The organism is Pseudomonas sp. VS40 (assembly GCF_018587885.1).
Classification (GTDB): Bacteria; Pseudomonadota; Gammaproteobacteria; order Pseudomonadales; family Pseudomonadaceae; genus Aquipseudomonas; species Aquipseudomonas pergaminensis.
In genome coordinates, this window is the sequence record NZ_JAGYWD010000003.1 from 607,802 (window position 1) to 631,582 (window position 23,781).

At 61.0% G+C, this 23,781-nt stretch carries 16 protein-coding genes; 3 read left to right on the forward strand and 13 right to left on the reverse strand.

The window, feature by feature from the left end; genetic code table 11:
• Positions 1-8: 8 nt before the first annotated feature.
• From yccS to betI, 10 genes are all read right to left on the reverse strand, one after another.
• Complete coding sequence (gene yccS, locus KHP07_RS11980) at positions 9-2,192, reverse strand: YccS family putative transporter (RefSeq protein ID WP_078050510.1); 2,184 nt, start codon at positions 2,190-2,192, stop codon at positions 9-11.
• A 206-nt stretch (positions 2,193-2,398) separates the two neighbouring features.
• Positions 2,399-3,577, reverse strand: a complete 1,179-nt coding sequence (locus KHP07_RS11985) for a BaiN/RdsA family NAD(P)/FAD-dependent oxidoreductase (protein WP_214497237.1) — start codon at positions 3,575-3,577, stop codon at positions 2,399-2,401.
• Positions 3,578-3,736: 159 nt separating this feature from the next.
• Positions 3,737-5,074, reverse strand: coding sequence for an ATP-dependent RNA helicase DbpA (gene dbpA, locus KHP07_RS11990; protein ID WP_231501119.1), 1,338 nt, complete (start codon positions 5,072-5,074; stop codon positions 3,737-3,739).
• 130 nt (positions 5,075-5,204) lie between these two features.
• Positions 5,205-6,632, reverse strand: coding sequence for a multidrug transporter subunit MdtD (mdtD, locus tag KHP07_RS11995; protein WP_078050508.1), 1,428 nt, complete (start codon positions 6,630-6,632; stop codon positions 5,205-5,207).
• A 37-nt stretch (positions 6,633-6,669) separates the two neighbouring features.
• Positions 6,670-7,518, reverse strand: a complete 849-nt coding sequence (locus tag KHP07_RS12000) for an alpha/beta fold hydrolase (RefSeq protein WP_028618248.1) — start codon at positions 7,516-7,518, stop codon at positions 6,670-6,672.
• 286 nt (positions 7,519-7,804) lie between these two features.
• Positions 7,805-9,121: a TldD/PmbA family protein gene (locus tag KHP07_RS12005; protein WP_214497238.1), complete on the reverse strand. Its 1,317-nt coding sequence runs from the start codon at positions 9,119-9,121 to the stop codon at positions 7,805-7,807.
• Entirely contained in the window at positions 9,121-10,563 is a 1,443-nt protein-coding gene (locus KHP07_RS12010; RefSeq protein ID WP_078050505.1) for a TldD/PmbA family protein, read from the reverse strand. The genes KHP07_RS12005 and KHP07_RS12010 overlap by 1 nt, the downstream gene beginning before the upstream one ends.
• Before the next feature lie 189 nt (positions 10,564-10,752).
• Entirely contained in the window at positions 10,753-12,447 is a 1,695-nt protein-coding gene (betA, locus tag KHP07_RS12015) for a choline dehydrogenase (protein WP_078050504.1), read from the reverse strand.
• Between the two features lie 145 nt (positions 12,448-12,592).
• The gene (gene betB, locus KHP07_RS12020) at positions 12,593-14,065 is read right to left on the reverse strand and encodes a betaine-aldehyde dehydrogenase (RefSeq protein WP_078050503.1); all 1,473 of its coding nucleotides are present in this window, start codon (positions 14,063-14,065) and stop codon (positions 12,593-12,595) included.
• 110 nt (positions 14,066-14,175) lie between these two features.
• Positions 14,176-14,769 carry a transcriptional regulator BetI gene (gene betI, locus KHP07_RS12025; protein ID WP_028618243.1) on the reverse strand — a complete coding sequence of 198 codons (594 nt, stop codon included), beginning with the start codon at positions 14,767-14,769 and terminating at the stop codon, positions 14,176-14,178.
• A gap of 379 nt (positions 14,770-15,148) precedes the next feature.
• Here betI and KHP07_RS12030 point away from each other — a divergent pair, with 379 nt between their 5' ends.
• The gene (locus tag KHP07_RS12030; protein WP_223204552.1) at positions 15,149-17,083 is read left to right on the forward strand and encodes a BCCT family transporter; all 1,935 of its coding nucleotides are present in this window, start codon (positions 15,149-15,151) and stop codon (positions 17,081-17,083) included.
• Between the two features lie 162 nt (positions 17,084-17,245).
• Here KHP07_RS12030 and choV read toward each other — a convergent pair whose 3' ends face one another.
• The 3 genes from choV to KHP07_RS12045 all read right to left on the reverse strand — a co-directional run bounded on the left by choV (position 17,246) and on the right by KHP07_RS12045 (position 20,283).
• The gene (choV, locus tag KHP07_RS12035) at positions 17,246-18,424 is read right to left on the reverse strand and encodes a choline ABC transporter ATP-binding protein (protein ID WP_028618241.1); all 1,179 of its coding nucleotides are present in this window, start codon (positions 18,422-18,424) and stop codon (positions 17,246-17,248) included.
• Entirely contained in the window at positions 18,421-19,266 is an 846-nt protein-coding gene (gene choW, locus KHP07_RS12040) for a choline ABC transporter permease subunit (RefSeq protein ID WP_016972877.1), read from the reverse strand. Before choW ends, choV begins: the two co-directional genes overlap by 4 nt.
• A gap of 69 nt (positions 19,267-19,335) precedes the next feature.
• A complete protein-coding gene (locus KHP07_RS12045) occupies positions 19,336-20,283 on the reverse strand; it encodes a choline ABC transporter substrate-binding protein (RefSeq protein WP_078050501.1) in 948 nt (315 codons plus the stop codon).
• A gap of 415 nt (positions 20,284-20,698) precedes the next feature.
• Between KHP07_RS12045 and KHP07_RS12050 the strand changes: the two genes are divergently transcribed.
• Both KHP07_RS12050 and gbdR read left to right on the forward strand, forming a co-directional pair.
• On the forward strand, positions 20,699-22,075 hold the full coding sequence (locus KHP07_RS12050) for an L-serine ammonia-lyase (RefSeq protein WP_078050499.1): 1,377 nt from the start codon (positions 20,699-20,701) through the stop codon (positions 22,073-22,075).
• Between the two features lie 546 nt (positions 22,076-22,621).
• Positions 22,622-23,725, forward strand: a complete 1,104-nt coding sequence (gene gbdR / locus KHP07_RS12055) for a choline metabolism transcriptional regulator GbdR (protein WP_005792167.1) — start codon at positions 22,622-22,624, stop codon at positions 23,723-23,725.
• Positions 23,726-23,781 lie beyond the last annotated feature (56 nt).

Below are 23,781 nucleotides of genomic sequence, written 5' to 3' on the forward strand. Positions count from 1 at the left end.
ATAACGGCCTAAGCCGCGCTGGTGTCCTTGATCAAGTGCGCCGCCAGCGTACGCAACGGCCCCAACTGCCGACAAATCAACGCCAACTGTGTCTGCACCAACCGTTGCCCCTCATCGATCTCGTCCGGCATCTGCTCCAGGTCCGCCGCCAGCGCTTCCTCGGCATCGCTCTGAATCGCAACCGGCTGCTTGTTGGCCAACCCCGTGGCGATTTCATCGATGCTCGCCGCTAGGGTATTGCCAGCGCCGTCGATCAGATGTTCGCGCACTTCGGCCGGCAACTGGGTTTCGCGGTGCGCGCCCAGCCCTGACAAATAGCTGAGCAAGGTGTGCGACAGCACCAGGAAGCGGAAGCCCACATCCGCCTCCTTACGGAAGTGCCCCGGCTCCATCAGCATGTTCGCCAGGGTGGTCGACAGCGCCGCATCGGCGTTGTGTGCGTTGCGTCGGGCCAGGCGGTAGGCCAGATCGTCGCTCTTACCGGCGGCGTATTGCTGCATGATCTGACGCAGGTAAATGCTGTTGCAGCTCAGGGTATTGGCCAGCACTTTGTTCAGGCGACGGCCTTGCCAGTCGGGCAGGAACAGGAATACCGCCAGGCCTGCAATCAAGCTGCCGAGTAAGGTATCGAACAAGCGCGGCAGGAACAGCCCGTAGCCATCGCCGACCTGGTTGAAGCAGAACAGCACCATCAAGGTGATGGCGGCGGTGGCCAGGGTATAGCGGGTGGTGCGGTTGATAAAGAACACCAGGCCGGCGGCGATAGCGAACATCGACTGCACCAAGGGGCTCGGGAACAGGTCGAACAGCGCCCAGGCCACGGTGAGGCCGATGGCGGTGCCGATGATCCGCTGGCCGAGCTTGCGTCGGGTGGCACCGTAGTTCGGTTGGCACACGAACAGCGTGGTGAGGATGATCCAATAGCCCTGGGACGCGTGGATCGCATGCAGCATGCCGTAGCCGACGGTCAACGCCAGGGACAGGCGCAGCGCATGGCGGAACAATAGCGACGTCGGCGTCATCTGCGTGCGCAGGCGCGTCCACATTTCCTTGAGGTTGCGCGGAGCGCGGTCCAGCAGGTTGCTGTCAGTGGCGTCCGCCAGGCTGTCGGGGTTGCTGGCGTCGCCGAGCAGGCGGTCCAGCGTGGACAGGTTGGCCGCCAGGGCGCGCAACGAACGCAGCAGGCCGCGCCAGGCCGGGTTGCTCTGGATGCGCAGGTGTTCCAGGGACGCGTTCAGGTCGCCCAGGGCTTCGGCGAAGCTGTCGTCATAGATGAATGGCTGGCGCATCTGGATCGATTCGGCCAGGGTCTGGCAGGCCTTGCCCTGCTGGCGCAGCAGCCGTTGGCAACGGAACAGCACGTCGCTGTGGAAGAAGGCCTCGGCCAGGGCGTTGTAGGGGTAGTGGGACGAGCTGGCGCGTTCGTGGATGTCCTGGGCCAGGAAGTACAGCTTCAGGTAGCGGCTGACTTTCGAACCGGGACGACCATTGCCTACACGGTGCAGGATGATTTCCTTCGCCGCATTCAGCGCTGCCACCACGCGGCCGTTCTGCTGGGCCAGTTCCAGGCGTCGCGCTTCCACATCCAGTTGGCGGATCGGTTCGAACAGCGACGACTTGAGCTTGAGGTAACGCCCCAGCTCGCGAAACAACCGTGCCAGGCTCTGTTGCACCGGCTGGTTGGAAAACAGCGCCTGCCACAGCACCGACAGTGCGCCGTACCAGGCGGCACCGGCCACCAGCAGCAGCGGCTCGTGCCAGAAGTCGGAAACGGCGCCGCCACGCTGGTCCACGCCGATCATGGTGTACACCGACAGGATCAGCGTTGCCGATGCGATCGCGCCATAGCGCTCGCCCAAGGCGCCGAGCATGGTCAGGCAGAAGGTGGCCAGGGCCAGGGAGATCGCGAAGATCCACGGGTAAGGGAACAGCAGCTCCACCGACAGCGCGGCGATGCTGAAACACACCAGTGTCACCGCCAGGGCGTTGAGCCGGCCTTGCCAACTGTCATCGGTCTCGGCCAGGGCGCTGGCGATAATCCCCAGGAACAACGGGATCAGCAGCGTCATTTCATCCTGATACCAGCACAGCGCCATGCTGCCGGTGAGGGCGATGAATACCCGAATGCTGTAGCTGAATTTATCCAGCGCCCACAGGCGCCGCATGGACTGCTTGAACGAGGTCGATGACATGAAGTCTGGAGTCTTCCGGGACGATGCCGTTAAATTGAGCCATCAGTGACGTCACGGCAAGCGTGACAATCACATCTCATTGCATATTTTTGAGTGCCACCCCAAAACGAAAGTGGGAGCTGGCTTGCCTGCGATGGCGGCGATGAATTCACCGCCGCTATCGCAGGCAAGCCAGCTCCCACATTTTGACCGAGTACAGCCTTTTGTCAGGCGTATTGCGCGGCGGCATAGCCGGACGCCCACGCCCACTGGAAGTTGAACCCACCCAGGTGACCGGTCACATCCAGTACTTCCCCAATAAAATACAACCCCGGGCTTTTCAGCGATTCCATGGTCTTGGAGGACACCTCCCGCGTGTCCACCCCACCCAAGGTCACCTCGGCGGTGCGATAGCCCTCGGTGCCCGCCGGCACCAATTGCCAACTGCCGAGTTTCTGCGCGATGTCGGCAATTTCAGCGTGGGTGTACTGCTTCATCGGCTTGGACACGAACCAGCTGTCTGCCAGCAGGTTGGCCATCTTCTTGGTGAAGATCTCGCCCAGCAGGGTTTTCAGCTCGCTGTTGGGGCGCTCGGCCTGTTGCTGCTGCAGCCAGCTGTGGGCGTCGTGGTCGGGCAGCAGGTTGATCTCCACCGTGTCGCCCGGTTCCCAGTACGAGGAAATCTGCAAAATCGCCGGCCCGCTCAGGCCGCGGTGGGTAAACAGGATGTTCTCGCGAAAGCTCTGGCCGTTGCAGCTGAGCAGGCAATCCACCGACGTACCGGACAGCTCGCCACACAGGTCCTTGAGCTGGTCGGTGATGGTGAACGGCACCAGCCCGGCGCGGGTCGGCAGCAGTTCATGGCCGAACTGCTTGGCCACCTGGTAACCAAAACCGGTGGCGCCCAGGGTCGGAATCGACAGGCCGCCCGTGGCGATCACCAGGGATTCGCAGCGCAGTTCACCCAAGGTGGTTTGCAGCTGATACCCGGCTTCCAGCTTGGCAATCTCCTGGACTGACGTATCCAGGTGCAGGCTCACACCGACCTGAATGCACTCGTCGAGCAGCATGCCGAGGATGTCGCTGGACTTATTATCGCAGAACAACTGGCCGAGTTTTTTCTCGTGGTAGGGCACCCCGTGCTTGGCTACCAGGCCGATGAAATCCCACTGGGTGTAGCGCGCCAGGGCGGATTTGCAGAAGTGTTCGTTGTGCGAGAGGAAGTTGGCCGGCTCGGTGTACATATTGGTGAAGTTGCAGCGGCCACCGCCGGACATCAGGATCTTCTTGCCGGCCTTGTTGGCATGGTCGATCAACATCACCTTGCGCCCACGCCCGGCGGCGGTCAGTGCACACATCAAGCCTGCGGCGCCGGCGCCAATGATCACAACTTCGGTCGAGCGCAAAACGGTGTCCTCATACAAAATCTGATTTGGAATATAGTCAAATGTGGGAGCGGGCTTGCTCGCGAATGCGGTGTGTCAGCCACCGAATAACTTGACTGGTCCACCGCCTTCGCGAGCAAGCCCGCTCCCACATTTTGATCTCTGTAGAGCTTGAGTGCTTTACAGGATTCGCACGCGCAACGAGCGGCCCTTGATCTTGCCGTCATTCAAGCGCTGCAATGCCTGCTTGGCGATCCCGCGCTCCACGGCCACGAAGGCCTGGAAATCAAAGATCGCGATCTTGCCGACCTGGGCACCCGGGATGCCCGCTTCACCGGTCAGTGCCCCAAGGATGTCGCCTGGACGAACCTTGTCTTTACGCCCGGCCGCAATGCACAGGGTGCTCATCTGTGGCAGCAACGGACCACCGCTTTGCGGCTTGAGGTTGTCCAGTTGATCCCAGTTCAGCGGTGACTTCTGCAGTTGCTCGATGGCCTGGGCGCGGTGCGCTTCGGACGGGGCGACCAGGCTGATAGCGATGCCGGTCTCACCGGCACGACCGGTACGACCGACGCGGTGGATGTGGATTTCCGAGTCGCGGGCCAATTCGACGTTGATCACCATGTCCAGCGAATCAATGTCCAAACCACGGGCGGCAACGTCGGTAGCGACCAGCACTGAGGTACTGCGGTTGGCGAACATCGCCAGCACCTGGTCACGGTCGCGCTGTTCCAGGTCGCCATGCAGGCCGACGGCGGAGATGCCTTTGGACGTCAGGTGATCCACGGTTTCCTGCACTTGCTGCTTGGTAAAGCAGAAGGCCACGCAGGAGGCCGGGCGGAAATGCGCCAGGACCTTGGTCACCGCGTCCATGCGCTCTTCCGGCGAGATCTCGTAGAAACGCTGCTCGATCTGGTCATCGGAGTGGAAGGCTTCGGCCTTCACCTGCTGCGGCGCGCGCATGAATTTGGAAGCAAGCTGCTTGATGCTCACCGGGTAAGTGGCCGAGAACAGCAGGGTCTGGCGGCGTGGCGGGGTCTTGCTGATGATGTCTTCGATGGCGTCGTAGAAGCCCATGTCGAGCATGCGGTCGGCTTCGTCGAGGATCAGCGTGTTGAGGCCATCCAGCACCAGCGAACCTTTGCGCAGGTGCTGCTGGATACGGCCCGGGGTGCCGACGATGACGTGGGCGCCGTGTTCCAGGGAGGCGATCTGCGGGCCGAGGGACACGCCACCGCACAGGGTCAGTACCTTGATGTTGTCTTCGGCACGGGCCAGGCGACGGATTTCCTTGGCGACCTGGTCGGCCAGCTCACGGGTCGGGCACATCACCAGGGCCTGGCAGCCAAAGTAGCGCGGGTTGATCGGGTTCAACAGGCCGATGCCGAATGCAGCTGTCTTGCCGCTGCCGGTCTTGGCCTGGGCAATCAGGTCCAGCCCTTTGAGGATCACCGGCAAGCTTTGCGCCTGGATCTGCGTCATCTCGACATAACCCAGCGAGTCGAGGTTAGCCAGCATGGCGGCGGACAGGGGCAAAGTATTAAAAGCGGTGGCGATGGTAGTCACGGGACTGGCTCTGCAAAACAAAATGTCGCGCAGTGTACCAGTCTCGTGGGAATTTCCCCGCAAGTTCTAGACGAGAAGCCTGTTAATGCTCGATGTCGTGCTCGCGGCTGACCACCCGTTTGCCGTCGGTTGGCGACAATTGCAAGAAGATCGCCGCCGCCAGCATCGCCATGATACCCACCGTGAGGAAGGTCAGTTGGAACGCGCCGAGGACGCTTTCCACACCGTCATTGCCGGTTTCGGCGGTAAAACCGCCGAGCAATGCACCGGCACAGGCCACGCCCAGGCTGAGGGACAACTGCGCCACCACCGACAGCAAACTGTTGCCGCTGCTGGCCTGGGCGTCGTCGAGGTCGATCAGGGTGACGGTGTTCATTGCAGTGAATTGCAGGGAGTTGATCGCCCCCAGTACTGCCAGCATGCACAACAGCAGCGGGTAGGGCGTGTGCTCGCTGACCAGGCCCATGCTGGCGAGCATAATGCCCAGCGCCAGGGTGTTGCCGGTGAGCACGACGCGGTAGCCGAGGCGTTCGATCAGCGTGCGGGCGATGGATTTGGCAAACATCGCCGCCGCTGCCAGGGGCAACATGCTCATGCCCGCTTCGGACGGCGAGTAACCCAGCGCTACCTGCAACAGCAGTGGCACCAGGAACGGCAGGGCGCCGCTGCCCAGCCGCGCGAACAGGTTGCCGAGAATGCCCACGGCAAAGGTGCGCGTTTTGAACAGCACCGGCGAGAACAGCGGGTTGTCGATGTGCCCGGCGCGCAGCCAGTACGCCGCCAGGCACGCGAGGCCGCCGAACAGCAGCAACATCACCCGCAGGTGCGGCAAGTGCAGCTCGCCCAGGCCTTCCATGGCGATGGTGATCAACACCATCGCGGCGCCAAACAGCAGGAAGCCGATGCCATCAAAGCGCGTGCGTTCGCTGCCGCGCAGGTCGGGGATCAGTTTCCACACGGCATAACAACCGACCATGCCCACCGGTAGGTTGATCAGGAAGATCCAGTGCCAGGTCAGGTATTGCACCATCCAGCCGCCCATGGTCGGGCCGAGCAACGGGCCTAGCAAGCCGGGGATGGTGATGAAGCCCATGATGCGCACCAGCTCGGAACGCGGATACGCGCGCAGCACCACCAGTCGTCCCACCGGCAGCATCAGCGCGCCGCCCAGGCCCTGAATGACTCGCGCACCCACCAGCATGGTCAGGCTGCTGGACAAGGCGCACAGCAGCGAGCCAATGCTGAACAGCATGATTGCGCCAAAGAAGATTTTCTTGGTACCGAAGCGGTCGGCGATCCAGCCCGAGGCCGGGATCAGCAAGGCGACGGTGAGCATGTAGGCGATCACCACCCCTTGCATGCGCAGCGGGTTTTCCGCGAGGTCCCGGGCCATGGCCGGTAATGCCGTATTGAGGATCGTCCCGTCCAGCGACTGCATGAAGAAGGCAATCGCGACCACCCAGGGGAGCCAGCGGGCGGTCTTGGCATCGAGCGGGACGCGATTCGGCATGGAAACCCTTTTTGGTTAGCAGGCTATGTGTTGGCGATTATGCGCCATTCGTCGCGCGTTTTCCCACCAGGAAATCCAGCAATTCACGGTGCACCGCCACGGCGGCTTCGTTGGATTCAAGGTCGAGCAAGTGGCCAGTATGTTCGGCCACGGCAAAACTGCTGCGCCCCACGTATTGCTTGAACAACTGGGCCTCGGCGGCGGGGGTGTATTCGTCCAGGGCGCCGTTGAGGAAGTGCACCGGCGTTTCAATCTGCCGCAGTGCCGGCAGGTAGTTGCCATCGCCCAAGGCCAACACTTGGTGGATATGAAAACGCGCCTGGCGGTATTCGGTGGTGGCCATGGTCGACAGGTGCCGGTGGTTGTTGCGCTTGAGCCGGGGCGACAAATACTTGCCCACGGTTTCATTGAGCAAGTGGCCGACGGCGGACTTGTCGTCCGCTTCGATCAATACGCGTACACGTTCCACATAGTCGAGCATGGCTTGGTTGAGGTTGGGCGCGAGGGCCATCACCACTGAGCTTTCGATGGAGGGTGGGTTGTGTGCCAGGGTCAGCAGCGTCGAGATGCCGCCCCAGGAGGCCGACACCAAGTGGTTGACCTGGAAGCGCTCGACCAGGGCGCGCAGCATTTGCACCTCGTCGTCCTTGGTCACCAAGTCGAGGTCAGTGTTGTGTTCGCGGGAATAGCCGGAGAACGGCAGGTCGAACAGCAACACATTGAAATGCTCGGCCAGGCATTTGCTGGTGCGGGCGAAGGAGCGTGTGGTGGACAGCGCACCGTTGACCATCAGGACGGTCTTTTTTTGCGAATCGTTTCCCAGTTGCTCAACATGAACGTTGTAGTGCTTGAACAGCTTTTCAATGACAAAACTTCCATGGTTCATGTCAACGCTCCAGCTTGCCCTTCCCGGGCAAGGTCGTGCTCTCGTGGGTGGGGGTGGCGGGATGCCACTAACCCTTATAACGAGGTTTTTTAAGCGCGACAACTGAGCACGCTGGAGCAAGCGTGAGATGGGATTTGACGGTAGGAAGGATTGAGTCGAGGTGTCTGAAGTAATCGCAAGACAGTGTGGGAGCGGGCTTGCTCGCGAAGGCGGAGCGCCAGCCACCGGATAAGTTGACTGATACGCCGCCTTCGCGAGCAAGCCCGCTCCCACAAGGGTTTTGTATTTACAAGGTTAAGGTCAGGCGTTTGACCAAGGCCCCTGGCAGCAGATTTGAGGCGGTGTTGCGCTGACTGTAGGTGCTGGCCGACAGCAGCAGTTCCCGATCAGCGGTCAGGGCTTCCAACTGCGCGCCGAGCAGGTTGTAGACGCTGTCATCAAAACGCATGGTGCTGACCGGCGCCTTGATCTCGCCGTCTTCCACCCAGAAGGTGGCAAAGCGCGTCATGCCGGTCAGGCGGGCCGCCGGCAGGTCAGAATAGTTCAGGTACCACAGATTGCTGATGTACAACCCGGTGCCCAACTGCTTGAGGATATCGGCCTGGGCCAGGCTGCCCGCCGCCATTTGCAAGGCGCTGGGCGATTCATCGCTGCTTGCGCCGTTAGTGCTCAAACCATATTCAGCAGCGCTGCGCGAGTTGATCAATTGGCCGTCGGCTTGCCCCGCCTTGATCAGCGTGACGTCGCCGCGCGGGTAACCTTCGGTGGAAAACGCCTGGCTCAGGGAGCCGCTGATCTGTTCCGCTACTGTCACCAGCGGGCTCAGGGACTGTTCACCGGCATACAGCTTTTGCAGCGAACTGCCCTTGCTGGCGATGGCTTGGGCGGAAAACCCGCCCCAGGTGATGATGCTGATGATTTCTTCAATCGCCGCCGGGGCGAGGTAGGCGCGATAGTGTCCGGGGGCCAGCTTGTGCAGTGGACGGCCGAGGAACTCAAGCTGCTCGCGGGCCTGCTGGAAGCGCGCGGCAAACTCGGCGCTGTCCCAAGTGTGCCCGGCGTAGCTGGCCTTTACCGCTTCACCATTGGCGTGGAACAGACTGAAGTCGAAGTTGAAGCTATTGGCCTGGTGCCAGCCGAAGGCGCCCGACGAACTGGCAAAGCCCCGGCTGATGGGGCCGGCCGCATAAAAGCCGACCAGGTCCACACCTTGGGCGGCCCGGCTGATGTCTTCCAGTACCTGGGCCAGTTCCGGCAGCGGGCGGGTTTGTTCGTTGTTGCTTTGCCAGGCGTTGTGGTTCAGCAGCAGGTACGGGTCTTGTGGCAGCAGCGGCAGGGTTTCGCGCAACTGTTGCAGGCCATCGGCCAAACGCTGGCGGTCCAGCTCGGGCTCGCCGGCAAGGGTGATGCCGAGGTCGGCGTGGCGGCCATCGTTGATCAGTTTCAGGTTGAGGCTGGCCTGTTGCACTTGGCCCGCCTGGCGCACCTTGGTGTGATTGAAGCGCACGAATTCGGACGCTTCATCCGCATAGCCGAGGTGGAATTGTTCATTGTCGGTGATGGCATGTTTGAGCCACTCCACCAATGCCTTGAAGTTGTTCATCAGGCGTCTCCCCCAAATACGTCGACATCACTGAATACGCAGGCCGGCGACGCATGGCCGACGCGGATCACCTGATTGGGTTCGCCTTTGCCGCAGTTCGGCGTGCCCAGGACCTTGAAGGTGCTGGCGTCACCGACCGCGCTGAGGTTGCGCCAGAAGTTGGCAGAAATGGCGCGGTAGTTAGGGTTCTTCACCACACCTTTGAGCTCGCCGTTCTCGATCAATTGACCCCATTCGCAGCCGAACTGGAATTTGTTGCGCGCATCGTCGATGGACCATGAGCGGTTGGTCGACATCAGGATGCCGCTTTCAATACCGCCGATCAGTTGTGCCAGGCTCTTGTCGCCCGCTTCGATGTTCAGGTTGGCCATGCGGTCGATGGGCGCACGGTTCCAACTGCTGGCCCGGCTATTGGCCACGCCGCTCATACCCGAACGGAATTGCGACAGCGCACCGCCCAGCGGTTTGAGCAGCAACCCTTCGCGGATCAGGAACTGCTTGCTGGCGGGCGTGCCGTCGTCGTCATGGCTGTAGCTGGCGAGTTGCTCTGGGATGTCCGGGTCGAACGTCACGTTGAGCAACTTGGAGCCATAGTGCAGATGGCCGAAGTCGCTGGCCTTCACAAAACTGGTGCCGGCGTAATTGCGCTCGTCACCCAGGATGCGGTCCAGCTCCAGCGGGTGGCCGATGGATTCGTGGATCTGCAGGATCATCTGGTCAGGCATCAGCAACAGGTCGCGCGGGCCGTTGGGGGTGTTGGGCGCGAGCAGCAGTTGCAGGGCTTCGTCGGCAATGCGTGGCGCTGCGCCGACCAGGCCGAAGCGGCTGATCACATCAAAGCCACCTTGCTGGCCGAAGTTGCTGCCGCCCAGGGTGCGGCTCTGGCTGTCGTTGCCATCGTAGGCCGTGACATTGACGCCTGGGAACACAAAGCGCTGGGCCTGGCGCAGCTCGGCGCCGGCGTTGTTGAGGTAGATCTGCTCGACGTGGGTCAGGCCGAGGCTGACTTCCCAGCTCACCAGGCGCTCGTCCTTGGGCACAGCGGCGGATTCGTCGCCCAGCAATTGGTAGCAGTCGCTCAGGGACGGGAAAGGCTGATTGAGTTCGGGGGACAGGTAGTCCGCCACATCACTGGAGACATGCTGATCACGCAGGTCGAGCAGGGCGTGGGGTTTGATCAACCGGGCTTGCTGTTCGGCACGCTCAAGGGCGGCTTGCAGGCCAGGCAGGGAAATATCGTTGGTTGCCGCGTAGGCTTCCACACCGTTGAGACGCACGGTGAGCATGGCGCCTTCGTCGTGGTTCAGGTGCGGTGGTTCAGCGACGTTTTTGCGTACGGCCAGGTAGTGGCCGGACTCGCGTACGTAGCGCAGCGAGAAGAATTCGGCGCGGGTGCGCAGGGCTGTGAAGTGTTTTTTGAGTGTGGCGTGGTGGTCGAACATGGGGCCTTCCTTGTGGGCGGCTCGTCGCGGGCAGGCAAACAGAGTAGCTGATCAAGGAGGGGTTTTGCATTGGCCGGTCGGTCCTCATCGCGGGCAAGCCCGGCTCCCACAGGTGATCACGTTGTTCAGCCGAACTCGATCAACTGTGGGAGCTGGCTTGCCTGCGATACAGGCAACGCGGTATTTCAGTTACTGCGCAATTTCACGCATCGGCTTGCCACGCACCGGCGCATCGCCGGCCACGTAGTAGTCGGCGGTGCTGCGCGGCAGTGGCTGGCGGCCACGGATCTTGTCGGCGATTTTCTCGGCGATCATGATCGTCGGCGCGTTCAGGTTACCGGTGGTGATGATCGGCATGATCGACGCATCGACCACACGCAGACCCTGCATGCCATGCACGCGGCCTTCGCCATCGACGACAGCCATTTCGTCGGTGCCCATCTTGCACGAGCAGGATGGGTGGAACGCGGTTTCGGCGTGCTCGCGGATGAACTTGTCAAGCTGCTCATCGGTTTGCACGTCGATGCCTGGGCTGATTTCGCGACCACGGTACTGGTCGAGTGCCGGCTGCTGCATGATTTCACGGGTCAGGCGGATGCCGTCGCGGAATTCCTGCCAGTCCTGCTCGGTGGCCATGTAGTTGAAGAGGATGCTCGGGTAGTCCCGTGGGTTCTTCGACTTCAATTGCACGCGGCCACGGCTTGGCGAACGCATGGAGCCCATGTGCGCCTGGAAGCCGTGCTCTTTCACACCATTGCTGCCGTTGTAGTTAATCGCGACCGGCAGGAAGTGGTACTGGATGTTCGGCCATTCGAATTCTTCACGGGTACGGATAAAACCGCCCGCTTCGAACTGGTTGCTGGCGCCGATGCCGGTGCCGTTGAATAGCCATTCGGCACCGATCGCCGGCTGGTTGTACCAGAGCAGCGACGGGTACAGCGACACAGGCTGAGTGCACGCATATTGCAGGTACAGCTCAAGGTGGTCCTGCAGGTTTTCGCCGACGCCTGGCAGGTCGTGGACCACCGGGATGTCGAGGCTTTCCAGCAGCTTGGCCGGGCCGACACCGGAGCGTTGCAGCAGTTGCGGCGACGCGATTGCGCCGCTGCACACCAGCACTTCCTTGCGCGCGCGGGCTTCAACGCGCTCTTCAGCGGCGCCGATCAGGTAACGCACACCAACGGCACGCTTGCCTTCGAACAACACCTTGTCGGTGAGGGCGTGGGTGACGATGGTCAGCGTGGAGCGCTTCTTGGCGGTATCCAGGTAACCGCGCGCGGTGCTGGCGCGACGGCCATTCGGCGTGACGGTACGGTCCATCGGGCCGAAGCCTTCTTGCTGGTAGCCGTTCAAGTCTTCGGTACGCGGGTAACCGGCCTGCACGCCGGCTTCGACCATGGCGTGGAACAGTGGGTTATTGCCGGCTTTCGGCGTGGTCACGCTGACCGGGCCATCGCCGCCGTGCCAGTCGTTCGGGCCGATGTCGCGGGTTTCGGCCTTGCGGAAATAGGGTAGGCAGTCGAGGTAGGTCCAGTTTTCCAGGCCTGGCAATTTCGCCCAGTTGTCGTAATCCATGGCGTTGCCACGGATGTAGCACATGCCGTTGATCAGCGAGGAACCACCCAGGCCCTTGCCGCGACCGCATTCCATCCGGCGGCCGTCCATGTGGGGCTCTGGATCGGTTTCATAGGCCCAGTTGTAGCGGCGACCCTGCAGCGGGAAGGCCAGGGCGGCGGGCATCTGGGTACGGAAGTCGAGACGGTAGTCCGGGCCGCCGGCTTCCAGCAGCAGGACGGTGACGCCTTCGTCTTCGGTCAGACGGGTCGCCAGGGTGTTACCGGCGGAGCCGGCACCCACAATGATGTAATCGTATTCTTGGGACATTGGATGCACCCTCTTTGATGTGTGGTCAGGTCGGGCCTCATCGGGGGCAAGCCCCCCTCCCACATTTGATCGGGTTTACACAGTCAAAGGTGGGAGGGGGCTTGCCCCCGATGGCGGCCTCAAAGGCACTACAAGGCTCGGGTTCTTAGAACACCGAGGCGTAGTCGCCCAGCTCAACCTGTACCGATTTGATGCGGGTGAAGTTGTTCAGCGAGCTGATGCCGTTCTCACGGCCAACACCGGATTGCTTGTAGCCACCGACCGGCATCTTCGCGTCGGATTCGCCCCAGGCGTTGATCCAGCAGATACCCGCTTCCAGCTGATGAATCACGCGGTGGGCGCGGTTCAGGTCCTTGGTCACCAGGCCAGCGGCCAGGCCGAAGTCAGTGTCGTTGGCGCGACGGATCACTTCTTCTTCGGTTTCGTAGGTGAGGATGCTCATCACTGGGCCGAAGATTTCTTCACGGACGATGGTCATCTCGTCGGTGCAGTCGGTGAACACGGTCGGGGCCACGAAAGCGCCTTTGGCGAATTCGCCGTCGGTCAGGCGGTCGCCGCCGCACAGTACGCGTGCGCCTTCTTCCTTGCCTTTGGCGATGTAGCCCAGCACGCTTTCCATGTGGGCGAAGCTGACCAGCGGGCCGAAGTTGGTGTTGTCGTCTTGCGGGCTGCCCACACGAATGCGCGCCACGCGCTCAACGATCTTGGCTTCGAACGCCGCTTGCAGGTGCTTGGGCACAAACACGCGAGTGCCGTTGGTGCAGACCTGGCCGGAGCTGTAGAAGTTGGCCATCATCGCGATGTCGGCCGCACGATCCAGGTCGGCGTCTTCGAACACGATCAGCGGCGACTTGCCCCCCAGTTCCATGGTCACTTCTTTCAGCGAAGAGCTGGAAGCGCTGGCCATGACTTTCTTGCCGGTGTCGGTGCCGCCGGTGAACGAGACTTTCTCGATGCGCGGGTGCTCGGTCAGCCAGGTGCCGACTTCACGGCCGCTGCCGGTCAGTACGTTGAACACGCCCGCCGGAACGCCGGCTTCGGTGTAGATCTCAGCCAGTTTCAGGGTGGTCAGCGAGGTGACTTCGCTTGGCTTGAAGATCATTGCGTTACCGGCAGCCAGGGCCGGTGCGGATTTCCACAGGGCGATCTGGATCGGGTAGTTCCACGCGCCGATACCGGCAACCACGCCCAGCGGCTCACGGCGGGTGTAGACGAACGAGGTGTCACGCAGCGGGATCTGCTCGCCTTCGATGGCGGGCACCAGGCCGGCGTAGTATTCCAGCACGTCGGCGCCGGTGACGATGTCGACGTATTTGGTTTCGGAGAAGGCTTTGCCGGTGTCCAGGGTTTCCAGGGCGGCCAGCTCGTCGTTGCGCTCGCGCAGGATGTCGACGGCACGACGCAGGATGCGAGAACGCTCCATGGCGGTCATCGCGGCCCAGATTTTCTGGCCCTTTTCGGCGCTGACCACGGCGCGTTCAACGTCTTCTTTCGTCGCGCGTTGCACTTGGGCGAGAACTTCACCGTTAGCCGGGTTGATGGCTTCGAAGGTGGCATCGCTGCCAGCGTCGCTGTAGCCGCCGTCAATGTAGAGTTTTTGCAGTTCGAAACGGGCCATAAAGTCCTCGCAAGTGCATAAGTGGTTGGCGTTAACCGCCGAAAAGTGGGCCATAAGGGTCTGGCAACACTGATCAACAGCAGTTCAGGGGTTGAGCGGTTATGTGTGCTCTAACTCACCTGCTTGGCCAATTGGAAATCCATGTATTCGTAAGCGATCCGTTGCGCCTGCGCCGTGTCGAAAGCGTCTCCCGACAGGGCGCCGCGCAACCACAAACCGTCGATCAGGGCCGCCAGGCCTCGGGCTGCTTTGCGTGCGTGCGGCAGCGGCAGCACTCGGCGGAACTGGCAGCACAGGTTGGAATACAGACGTTGATCGTTGATCCGCTGCAACCTGTGCAATGACGGGTGGTGCATGCTGGTGGCCCAGAAGGCCAGCCAGGTTTTCATTGCCGGGCCGTTGACCTGGCTGGCATCGAAGTTGCCCTCGATGATCACCTGAAGGTGCGCCCGTGGGCTGTCATCCTTCAGCGCAAGCCTGCGTTCGTGGACGTTCTCGATCAGCACGTTCATCAGGTACCGCATCGTTGCGGCGATCAGGCCGTTCTTGTCCTGAAAGTAGTGACTGATGATGCCGTTCGAGACGCCGGCCAAACGGGCGATCAGCGCAATGCTGGCATCTCCCATTCCGACCTGATCGATGGCCGTTAGCGTGGCTTCGATCAACTGCTGGCGGCGTATGGGTTGCATACCGACCTTGGGCATGTAGCACCTCTCCTTAGGCCTGCCGATGGGCGATCAACGTCCGTCGGCTTGAGGGCCAGTCTATTTTGTTTTGATTGAACGTTCAATCAACAAAGAATAAGATCTGCGACAAATGGTCGCGTCCTACAGGTATTTCCTACGTGTAGGCACGACATCTGGCACCTGGTTAAACCCCTGAAACGTCCCTGGGCACTGCGCCCATGGGGTGCAGGGATTTAAGGGGTGTCTTTATAACACCCGTCCGTCGACTGCCGAAAAATCGATGTCCCGGGATAACCGTTGCCTTGTGTTTCTCTCTCGCACTGCCCGGAGCATCTGCGCCATGAGTTCTGCCTCTCTTATAAAGACCCCGCCGGAAAAGGTACGGGTCAACGGTTGGGTGTTCTACACCTCCACCGCGTTGATTCTATTGTTGACCGCCATCCTGATCATCGCCCCGCAGGAGGCCGGGCGCATGCTCGGTGTCGCCCAGGCGTGGCTGTCGAAAAGCTTCGGCTGGTACTACATGGTGGTCATCGCCGCCTACCTGGTGTTTGTGGTCGGCCTGGCGTTTTCCTCCTACGGCAAATTGAAACTGGGCAGCAAGGACGACACCCCGGACTTCAGCTACGGCGCCTGGGCCGGCATGTTGTTCTCGTCGGGCATCGGCATTTCGCTGCTGTACTTCGGCGCTTCCGAGCCGCTGGACCACTACTTCAACCCGCCCGAAGGCGCAGCCGCCAGCAATGGCGCCGCACGCCAGGCGCTGCAATTGACCTTCCTGCACTGGGGCTTGCATGGCTGGGCGATCTACGCCCTGGTCGGCCTGGCCGTGGCGTACTTCGCTTATCGCCATAACCAGCCGCTGGCCTTGCGTTCGGCGTTGTACCCGCTGGTGGGCGAGCGCTGGGTGAAAGGTGCGGCCGGCCACGCGGTGGACGGTTTCGGCATGTTCGTGACCCTGCTGGGCCTGGTGACGAACCTGGGGATTGGTTCGATGCAGGTGTCGTCTGGGCTGGAAAACCTGTTCGGCATGCAGCACAGCAACACCAACCTGCTGATTGTGATCATCGTGATGAGCACCGTCGCGACCATCGCCGCCGTGTCGGGCGTGGAGAACGGCATCCGCCGCCTGTCCAACCTCAACATCGTGTTGTTCAGCGGCCTGCTGATCTTCGTGCTGCTGTTCGGCCCGACCTTGCACTTGCTCAACGGCCTGGTGCAGAACACCGGTGACTACCTCAACGGCATCATCCTGAAAACCTTCGACCTCTATGTTTACGAAGGTGACGCCGACAAGACCGAGCGCTGGATGGGCCTGTGGACCCTGTTCTACTGGGCGTGGTGGATTTCCTGGGCGCCATTCGTGGGCATGTTCATCGCGCGTATTTCCCGTGGTCGCACGGTGCGTGAACTGGTGGCCGGCGTGCTGCTGATCCCGCTGGGCTTTACCCTGGCGTGGCTGTCGATCTTCGGTAACTCGGCCCTGGACCTGGTGCTGAACCACGGTGCGGTGGAGTTGGGCAAGACCGCGCTGGAACAGCCGTCTATGGCGATCTACCAGTTGCTTGAGCATTATCCGGCGTCGAAAATCGTCATCGGTGTGTCGATTTTCGTGGGCTTCGTGCTGTTCCTGACCCCGGCGGATTCCGGCGCGGTGATGATGGCCAACCTGTCCTGCAAAGGCGGCAACGTGGACGAAGATGCGCCGCACTGGTTGCGGATCTTCTGGTCGGCGGTGATCACCCTGGTGACCATCGGCTTGCTGTTCGCCGGTAACTTCGAAGCCATGCAGACCATGGTGGTGCTGGCCGGGCTGCCGTTCTCGGTGGTGCTGATCTTCTTCATGTTCGGCTTGCACAAGGCCATGCGCCAGGATGTGGCGATCGAACAGGAGCAGGCGCAATTGGCCGAGCGTGGTCGTCGTGGCTTCAGCGAGCGCCTGACCGCACTGGACCTGCAACCGAGCCAGGGCACTGTGCAGCGCTTTATGGACAAGCATGTCACGCCAGCGCTGGAAGAAGCGGCGACTGCGTTGCGTGAACAGGGGTTGGAAGTGCAGACCCTGCTGGGTAAATCCAAGCGTTGCATCGGTGTGCGCATCGAGATGGAAGAGGGCAACCCGTTTGTCTACGAAGTGAGCCTGGATGCTTACTCGTCGGCACCGAGTGACCTGCCCGAGGAAGAGCGCACCCGTTATTACCGTGCCGAGGTTTACCTGCACAACGGGCCTCAGGAATACGACCTGATGGGCTTCGCCCAGGAACAGATCACCCGGGACGTGCTCGATCAGTTTGAAAGCCATCGGCAGCTCCTTGGCCGTGTCTATAGCTGATACGTGAGCTAGGTGGTGTCTTCACTGACACCACTGTTCCAATGTTGGAATGGGATCAACTGTGGGAGCGGGCTTGCCTGCGATAGCGGTAGTGAATTCACCACCGCTATCGCAGGCAAGCCAGCTCCCACATTGTTTCTTCAGTTGCTTTTGCGGTATCTGTCAGCCGAGGTTCTTGCCCAGCAGGGCATGGTAAAGCTCGCTGTCGCCCAAGATCCCCACTACCTGGTTGTTGTCATGCAACACCAGCTTGTTCCCGGTGTGATAGCGAATCTGCAACGCATCGCGCATGCCGATGTTCGAGTCCACCAGCGTCGGCACTCGGCCCAAGCCTTCCACCGCTTGCCCCGGTGCCCAGTTCTGCAAATTCATCACCGCGCCATTCTGGCGGGCACCCTTGATGGTGTTGCCTTCGGCCAGGTCCAGCCACGAGTCGCCGCCCGGGTCCAGGCACACTGAACCGTTGACGCGCTTGCAGTTGTCCAGGGTGCGCATCAGGCTACGGCCGCACAGTACGTTCAGCGGGTTGGTATGCGCGACGAAGGTGCGCACATAGTCGTCCGCCGGGTTCAGCACGATCTCTTCCGGCACGCTGTACTGGATGATCTTGCCGTCTTTCATGATCGCGATACGGCTGCCCAGTTTGAGGGCCTCATCAAGGTCGTGGCTCACGAACACGATGGTCTTGCTCAGCTTGCGTTGCAGCTCCAGCAGTTCATCCTGCAGGCCTTGGCGGATCAACGGGTCGAGTGCCGAGAAGGGTTCGTCCATCAGCAGGATATCGGCGTCCATCGCCAACGCGCGGGCCAGGCCGACGCGCTGTTGCATGCCGCCGGAGAGCTCGTCCGGCTTCTTGTTGCGCCATTGGGTCAGGCCCACGAGTTCGAGCTTTTCATCCACCAGCTTGCGTCGGTCTTTCTCCGGGCGGCCCTGCATCTCCAGGCCGAAGCTAATGTTCTCGCGCACTGTCAGCCAGGGCATCAGGGCGAATTTCTGGAACACCATGGCGATGCGTTTGGTGCGCATCATTTTCAGCTCGGCCGGGGTGCAGGACGCGATGTCGATCTGGCGACCTTCGTGCTCCACGAACAGTTGCCCACGGCTCACGGTGTTGAGGCCATTGATGCAGCGCAGCAAGCTGGATTTGCCGGAGCCCGACAGGCCCATCAGTACGCAGATTTCGCCTTTCTCGATATCCAGGCTGGCTTTTTCCACGCCGACAATCTGCCCGGTCTTTTTCAGGATTTCATTACGGCTCATGCCCTGATCCAGCAGCTTGAGCGCTTCGCGTGGGTCTTTGGAGAAGATCACGTCGACTTTGTCGAATCGGATAATGCTCATGCATCACCCCCTACTTTAGCGTCGGGTTGTTTGCAGATGCGGTCGAGCATGATGGCCAGCAGCACGATCGCCAGGCCGGCTTCAAAGCCCAGGGCGATGTCGGCGGTGTTCAGCGCGTTGACCACGGGTTTGCCGAGACCATCGGCGCCCACCAGGGCCGCGATCACCACCATCGACAACGACAGCATGATGCATTGGGTAATGCCGGCGGCAATGCTCGGCATGGCGTGGGGCAGTTCAATGCGCGAGAGCAACTGACGGCGCGAGCAGCCAAAGGCCTTGCCGGCGTCCATCAACTCTTGCGGTACATCGCGGATACCCAGGTAGGTCAGACGGATCGGCGCGGCAATCGCGAACACCACCGTGGAAATCAGCCCAGGCACCACACCCAGCCCGAATAGGGTCAGGGTAGGGATGAGGTAGACGAAGGTCGGTACGGTCTGCATCAGATCGAGCACCGGCCGCATCATGGTGTAGAACAACGGTTTGTGCGCGGCAACAATGCCCAGCGGCACACCGATGACCACGCAGACCAGGGTGGCGAACAACACCTGCGCGAGGGTTTCCATGGTTTCCTGCCAGTACCCCAGGTTGAGGATCAGCAGGAAGGAGGCGATGACAAAAACAGTCAGTCCCCATTTGCGTTGGATAAAGTGAGCCAGCAGCGCAATCAGACCGATCAATGCCAGCGGATTGAACCAGGTCAGCGCGAACGTCACGCCGTGGATCATCGTTTCCAGTGTCGATGCGATTGCGTCGAAGTAGTTGGCGCCGTGTTGGGTCAACCATTCGACGAAGGCAGCGATGTACTGGCCTAGTGGGATTTTCTGTTCAGTCAGCATGGTAGTGAATGTCCACATGCGAAGGGGAAAACATCCCAGGCCAGCGCACCGGCCTGGGGTCAGCGGGTGTTATTTGGCGAGATAAGCTTTAACGGCCTCCAAGCCTGGTTTGCCATCAACCGTGGTCACGCCGGCGAGCCAGGTGTCGAGCACTTGCGGGTTGGCTTTGAGCCACGCCTTGGCGGCAGCATCGGGTTTTTGTTTTTCGTCCAGGACTTTACCCATCAGGGTGCTTTCCATGTTCAGGGTGAACACCAGGTTCTTCAGCAACTGGCCCACGTTGCTGCATTCCTGGGTGTAGCCCTTGCGGGTGTTGGTGTAGATGGTGGCCTGGCCGTAGTTGGGGCCGAACGAATCGTCACCCCCGGTCAGGTACTTCATCTTGAAGCGGGTGTTCATCGGGTGCGGTTCCCAGCCAAGGAACACGATGGCCTGGTCGCGCTTGGTGGCGCGTTCGACCTGGGAGAGCATGCCGGCTTCGCTGGACTCGACGACTTTGAAACCGGCGGTTTTCAGGCCGAAGGCGTCTTTGTCGATCAGCGTCTGGATGGTGCGGTTGCCGTCATTGCCTGGCTCAATGCCGTAGATCTTGCCGCCCAGCTCATCCTTGAATTTGGCGATATCGGCGAAGTCTTTCAGGCCTTTGTTGTACAGCGCTTCCGGGACCGCGAGGGTGTACTTGGCGTTCTCCAGGTTGGCGCGCACGGTTTCCACGGTGCCGGCATCACGGTACTGCTTGATGTCGTTTTCCATGGTCGGCATCCAGTTGCCGAGGAAGATGTCCATGTTCTTGCCGTCGGCCAGGGACTTGTAAGTCACTGGTACCGAAATCATCGTGGTGCGCGGCTTGTAGCCCAGGCCCTTGAGGATCTCGCTGGTGGTCGCGGTGGTGACGGTGATGTCGGTCCAGCCGACATCGGAGAAATTGACGGTCTGACATTGTGCCGGTTCTGCGGCGTGCGCCATGACTGGCAGACTCAGCATGGCGGCCAACAACAACGAGGGTGAACCTTTCATCTGGGTAGACTCCTGTGTTTTTTCTGGCGGCCTTCGCCGCGCTTTATAAGTGTTGCGGTTGGTGCGTGCGACAACAGCTCTGGCACGGTGCCTTGCAAACGAGTCGAGACTGATCATGTACCAGTGAAAATCTGACGCCTACAGGGGGCGTCGTATCCAGTACAGGGATGGTCGTATCCAGTGTCGGTGACGTCGCTTACAGATTTTTCCAGCGGCAAAACTGTAGGTTTTGCCCATCTGCACCGCTAAAAACGGCCAAAACAGGCGATCGCACGGGCGCGACGCTGGTGAGCATGAGTGCGTCGGTGTGAGACGCCGTGACGGCGAGTAAAAGCTTGATGATGCCGCCATCTGGGCGATCTGAGCGTAGCAGCTCCTTGGTGTCCGGCCTGCTCACCTGCGGAGTTCCACGTTAATGGCTATCAGCGTTTTCGACCTGTTCAAGATCGGCATCGGGCCTTCTAGTTCTCACACCGTCGGCCCCATGCGCGCCGCGGCGTTGTTCGTCCAGGCACTGCGTGAACGTGAACTGTTGGAACAAGTCAGGCGCGTCGAAGTTCAGCTCTACGGCTCATTGTCGGCCACCGGCATCGGCCATGGCAGCGACACTGCGACCATCATGGGCCTGATGGGCGAGTGGCCGGATGCGATCGATCCGTCGCAAATCGGTCTGCGCATCCACACCCTGCGCGAGACCGACACACTGCTGCTGGATGGGCGTTTGCCAGTGCCTTTTGTATGGGCACGGGACATGCGCCTGCTCGACGAGAACCTGCCGTTCCACCCCAACGCCATGACGCTGGTGGTGTCTGGTGATGACGGCGAGCTGCACCGCGACACTTACTATTCAGTGGGCGGTGGTTTTGTAGTGGATGAAGCCCAGGCGCAGAGCGGCGTGGCGGACATGGATCGCACCGAGCTGCCTTATGATTTCTCCAGCGCGGTCGAGCTGTTGCAGCTGTGCAAGACCCACAACCTGCGCGTCGCCGAATTGATGTTGGCCAACGAAAAGGTCTGGCGCTCCGAAGAAGAAATCCGCAGCGGCCTGATGAAACTCTGGCGCGCCATGCAGGACTGCGTGGAGCAAGGCCTCAAGCACGAAGGCATCTTGCCCGGTGGCCTGAACGTGCGCCGTCGCGCGGCCAAGTTGCACCGCAGTTTGCAGGAGCTGGGCAAGCCGAACGTGATCGGCTCGACCTTGAGCGCCATGGAGTGGGTCAACCTGTTCGCCCTGGCGGTGAACGAGGAAAACGCCGCTGGTGGGCGCATGGTGACCGCGCCTACCAACGGCGCGGCGGGGATCATTCCGGCGGTGCTGCACTACTTCATGAAATTCAGTGAAGAAGTGACGGAAGCCAATGTGGTCGACTACCTGCTCGGCGCTGCGGCGGTGGGCATTCTGTGCAAGAAGAACGCCTCGATCTCCGGTGCCGAAGTCGGCTGCCAGGGGGAGGTGGGCTCGGCTTGCGCCATGGCTGCCGCCGGGTTGGCGGAGATTCTTGGTGCCACGCCGGAGCAACTGTGCAACGCCGCCGAAATCGGCCTGGAACACAACCTCGGCCTGACCTGCGACCCGGTGGGTGGGCTGGTGCAAGTGCCGTGCATCGAGCGCAATGCAATTGCGGCAGTGAAGGCGATCAACGCGGCGCAAATGGCGCTGCGTGGCGATGGCCAGCACTTTATCTCCCTGGACCGGGTGATTCGCACCATGCGCGATACCGGGGCGGATATGCATGACAAATACAAAGAGACATCGCGGGGTGGGTTGGCGGTCAGCGCTGTTGAGTGTTGAGACCGCGTCGCCTGTATTCGCGAGCAAGTCGAATCGTCGCACCGCCGCTCCCACATTTGATCGAGTTCCAACATGAGAACGCGGTCAAGTGTGGGAGCGGGCTTGCTCGCGAATACGGTAGTCCAGACAACATTGCGCATAAAGTGAACACCCGGATGCAAAAGCGCCACCTTTTAGCGCGTCGCAAACAGATAAGTAGCTCCCAAACGATTTCCCGCCCGACCACCCGTCACCTGTGCGTGTGGTGACAGACTTCTCCTACGCCCTCAAAGCGCCTTCCCACAAGTGCTACCGATCTGCTCACACACCTTGAGCAGGCTCGCTCTGACGTCCTTTTCGGGGCATATCCCGTACTTCGCGCGCGGGCTTATTTAGACGGGTCAGCAGGTCGTTTTTAGGAGTTATTGGACGGCCATTCAAGTTTAGGCATGGCATTTGCTCTATCAACACAAAGCGTCTCGCCATAGGAGTTTCCTTAAGGTGCAGAGCGCAATAACAAGAGCCTCGCCTGAGGCCATCACCCGCTTTGTGTGAGGAGATACCGCGATGACGTCGTTCAACTCCGGGGCCCAACCCCAGAACCGTGCGCCTCAATCCATCGGCTTTTTGCTGCTGGACAATTTCACGCTGATTTCCCTGGCCTCCGCAGTCGAACCCCTGCGCATGGCCAACCAGCTCTCCGGTCGCGAGTTGTATCGCTGGACGACCTTGAGCGTTGACGGAAACCAGGTGTGGGCCAGCGACGGTCTGCAAATCACCCCCGATGCGTCCATGCACAAAGCCCCAGCCCTGGACACCGTAATCGTGTGCGGCGGCGTGGGTATCCAACGCACCGTGACCCGTGAACATGTGTCGTGGCTGCAAAGCCAGGCGCGTCAGTCCCGTCGCCTGGGTGCGGTGTGCACCGGCAGTTGGGCCCTGGCCTGCGCCGGTTTGCTCGATGGCTTTGATTGCAGCGTGCACTGGGAATGCCTGGCGTCGATGCAGGAGGCCTTCCCCCGCGTGGCCATGAGCACACGCCTGTTCACCCTCGACCGCAACCGCTTCACCAGCTCCGGCGGCACCGCGCCGTTGGACATGATGCTGCACCTGATCAGCCGCGACCACGGCCGTGAACTGTCGGCGGCGATCTCCGAGATGTTCGTGTACGAACGCATCCGCAATGAACAGGACCACCAGCGTGTGCCGCTCAAGCACATGCTCGGCACCAACCAGCCGAAGCTGCAGGAAATCGTCGCGCTGATGGAAGCCAACCTGGAAGAGCCGATCGACCTGGATGAACTGGCGGTGTATGTCGCCGTGTCGCGTCGCCAGCTTGAGCGTTTGTTCCAGAAATACCTGCACTGCTCGCCATCGCGCTACTACCTCAAGCTGCGCTTGATTCGTGCACGGCAGTTGCTCAAGCAAACACCGATGTCGATCATCGAAGTGGCGTCGGTGTGCGGGTTTGTGTCGACGCCGCACTTCTCCAAGTGCTATCGCGAATACTTCGGCATTCCGCCACGGGATGAGCGTGTGGGTTCCAACACCACCCAGCAAGTGGCGATGATGCCAATTCCGCAGGCACTGGTGTTGTCACCGTTGTCGGGGCCGATGTCGGCGTTGAGCCAGGCGCGCAACGAGTCGACGTTTGCCAGTGTAAGGCTCTAGACCGAGGGGGCTTCATCGCAGGCAAGCCAGCTCCCACATTGTGATCTGTGAATACA

Excerpts from the sequence above, each read along its gene's own strand:
- yccS (WP_078050510.1), bottom strand. The coding sequence starts at position 2,192 with ATGTCATCGACCTCGTTCAAGCAGTCCATGCGGCGCCTGTGGGCGCTG.
- dbpA (WP_231501119.1), bottom strand. The coding sequence starts at position 5,074 with ATGCTGGCTAACCTCGACTCGCTGGGTTATGTCGAGATGACGCAGATC.
- mdtD (WP_078050508.1), bottom strand. The coding sequence starts at position 6,632 with ATGCCGAATCGCGTCCCGCTCGATGCCAAGACCGCCCGCTGGCTCCCC.
- KHP07_RS12000 (WP_028618248.1), bottom strand. The coding sequence starts at position 7,518 with ATGAACCATGGAAGTTTTGTCATTGAAAAGCTGTTCAAGCACTACAAC.
- KHP07_RS12005 (WP_214497238.1), bottom strand. The coding sequence starts at position 9,121 with ATGAACAACTTCAAGGCATTGGTGGAGTGGCTCAAACATGCCATCACC.
- KHP07_RS12010 (WP_078050505.1), bottom strand. The coding sequence starts at position 10,563 with ATGTTCGACCACCACGCCACACTCAAAAAACACTTCACAGCCCTGCGC.
- betA (WP_078050504.1), bottom strand. The coding sequence starts at position 12,447 with ATGTCCCAAGAATACGATTACATCATTGTGGGTGCCGGCTCCGCCGGT.
- betB (WP_078050503.1), bottom strand. The coding sequence starts at position 14,065 with ATGGCCCGTTTCGAACTGCAAAAACTCTACATTGACGGCGGCTACAGC.
- betI (WP_028618243.1), bottom strand. The coding sequence starts at position 14,769 with ATGCCCAAGGTCGGTATGCAACCCATACGCCGCCAGCAGTTGATCGAA.
- choV (WP_028618241.1), bottom strand. The coding sequence starts at position 18,424 with ATGAGCATTATCCGATTCGACAAAGTCGACGTGATCTTCTCCAAAGAC.
- choW (WP_016972877.1), bottom strand. The coding sequence starts at position 19,266 with ATGCTGACTGAACAGAAAATCCCACTAGGCCAGTACATCGCTGCCTTC.
- KHP07_RS12045 (WP_078050501.1), bottom strand. The coding sequence starts at position 20,283 with ATGAAAGGTTCACCCTCGTTGTTGTTGGCCGCCATGCTGAGTCTGCCA.
- KHP07_RS12050 (WP_078050499.1), top strand. The coding sequence starts at position 20,699 with ATGGCTATCAGCGTTTTCGACCTGTTCAAGATCGGCATCGGGCCTTCT.
- gbdR (WP_005792167.1), top strand. The coding sequence starts at position 22,622 with ATGACGTCGTTCAACTCCGGGGCCCAACCCCAGAACCGTGCGCCTCAA.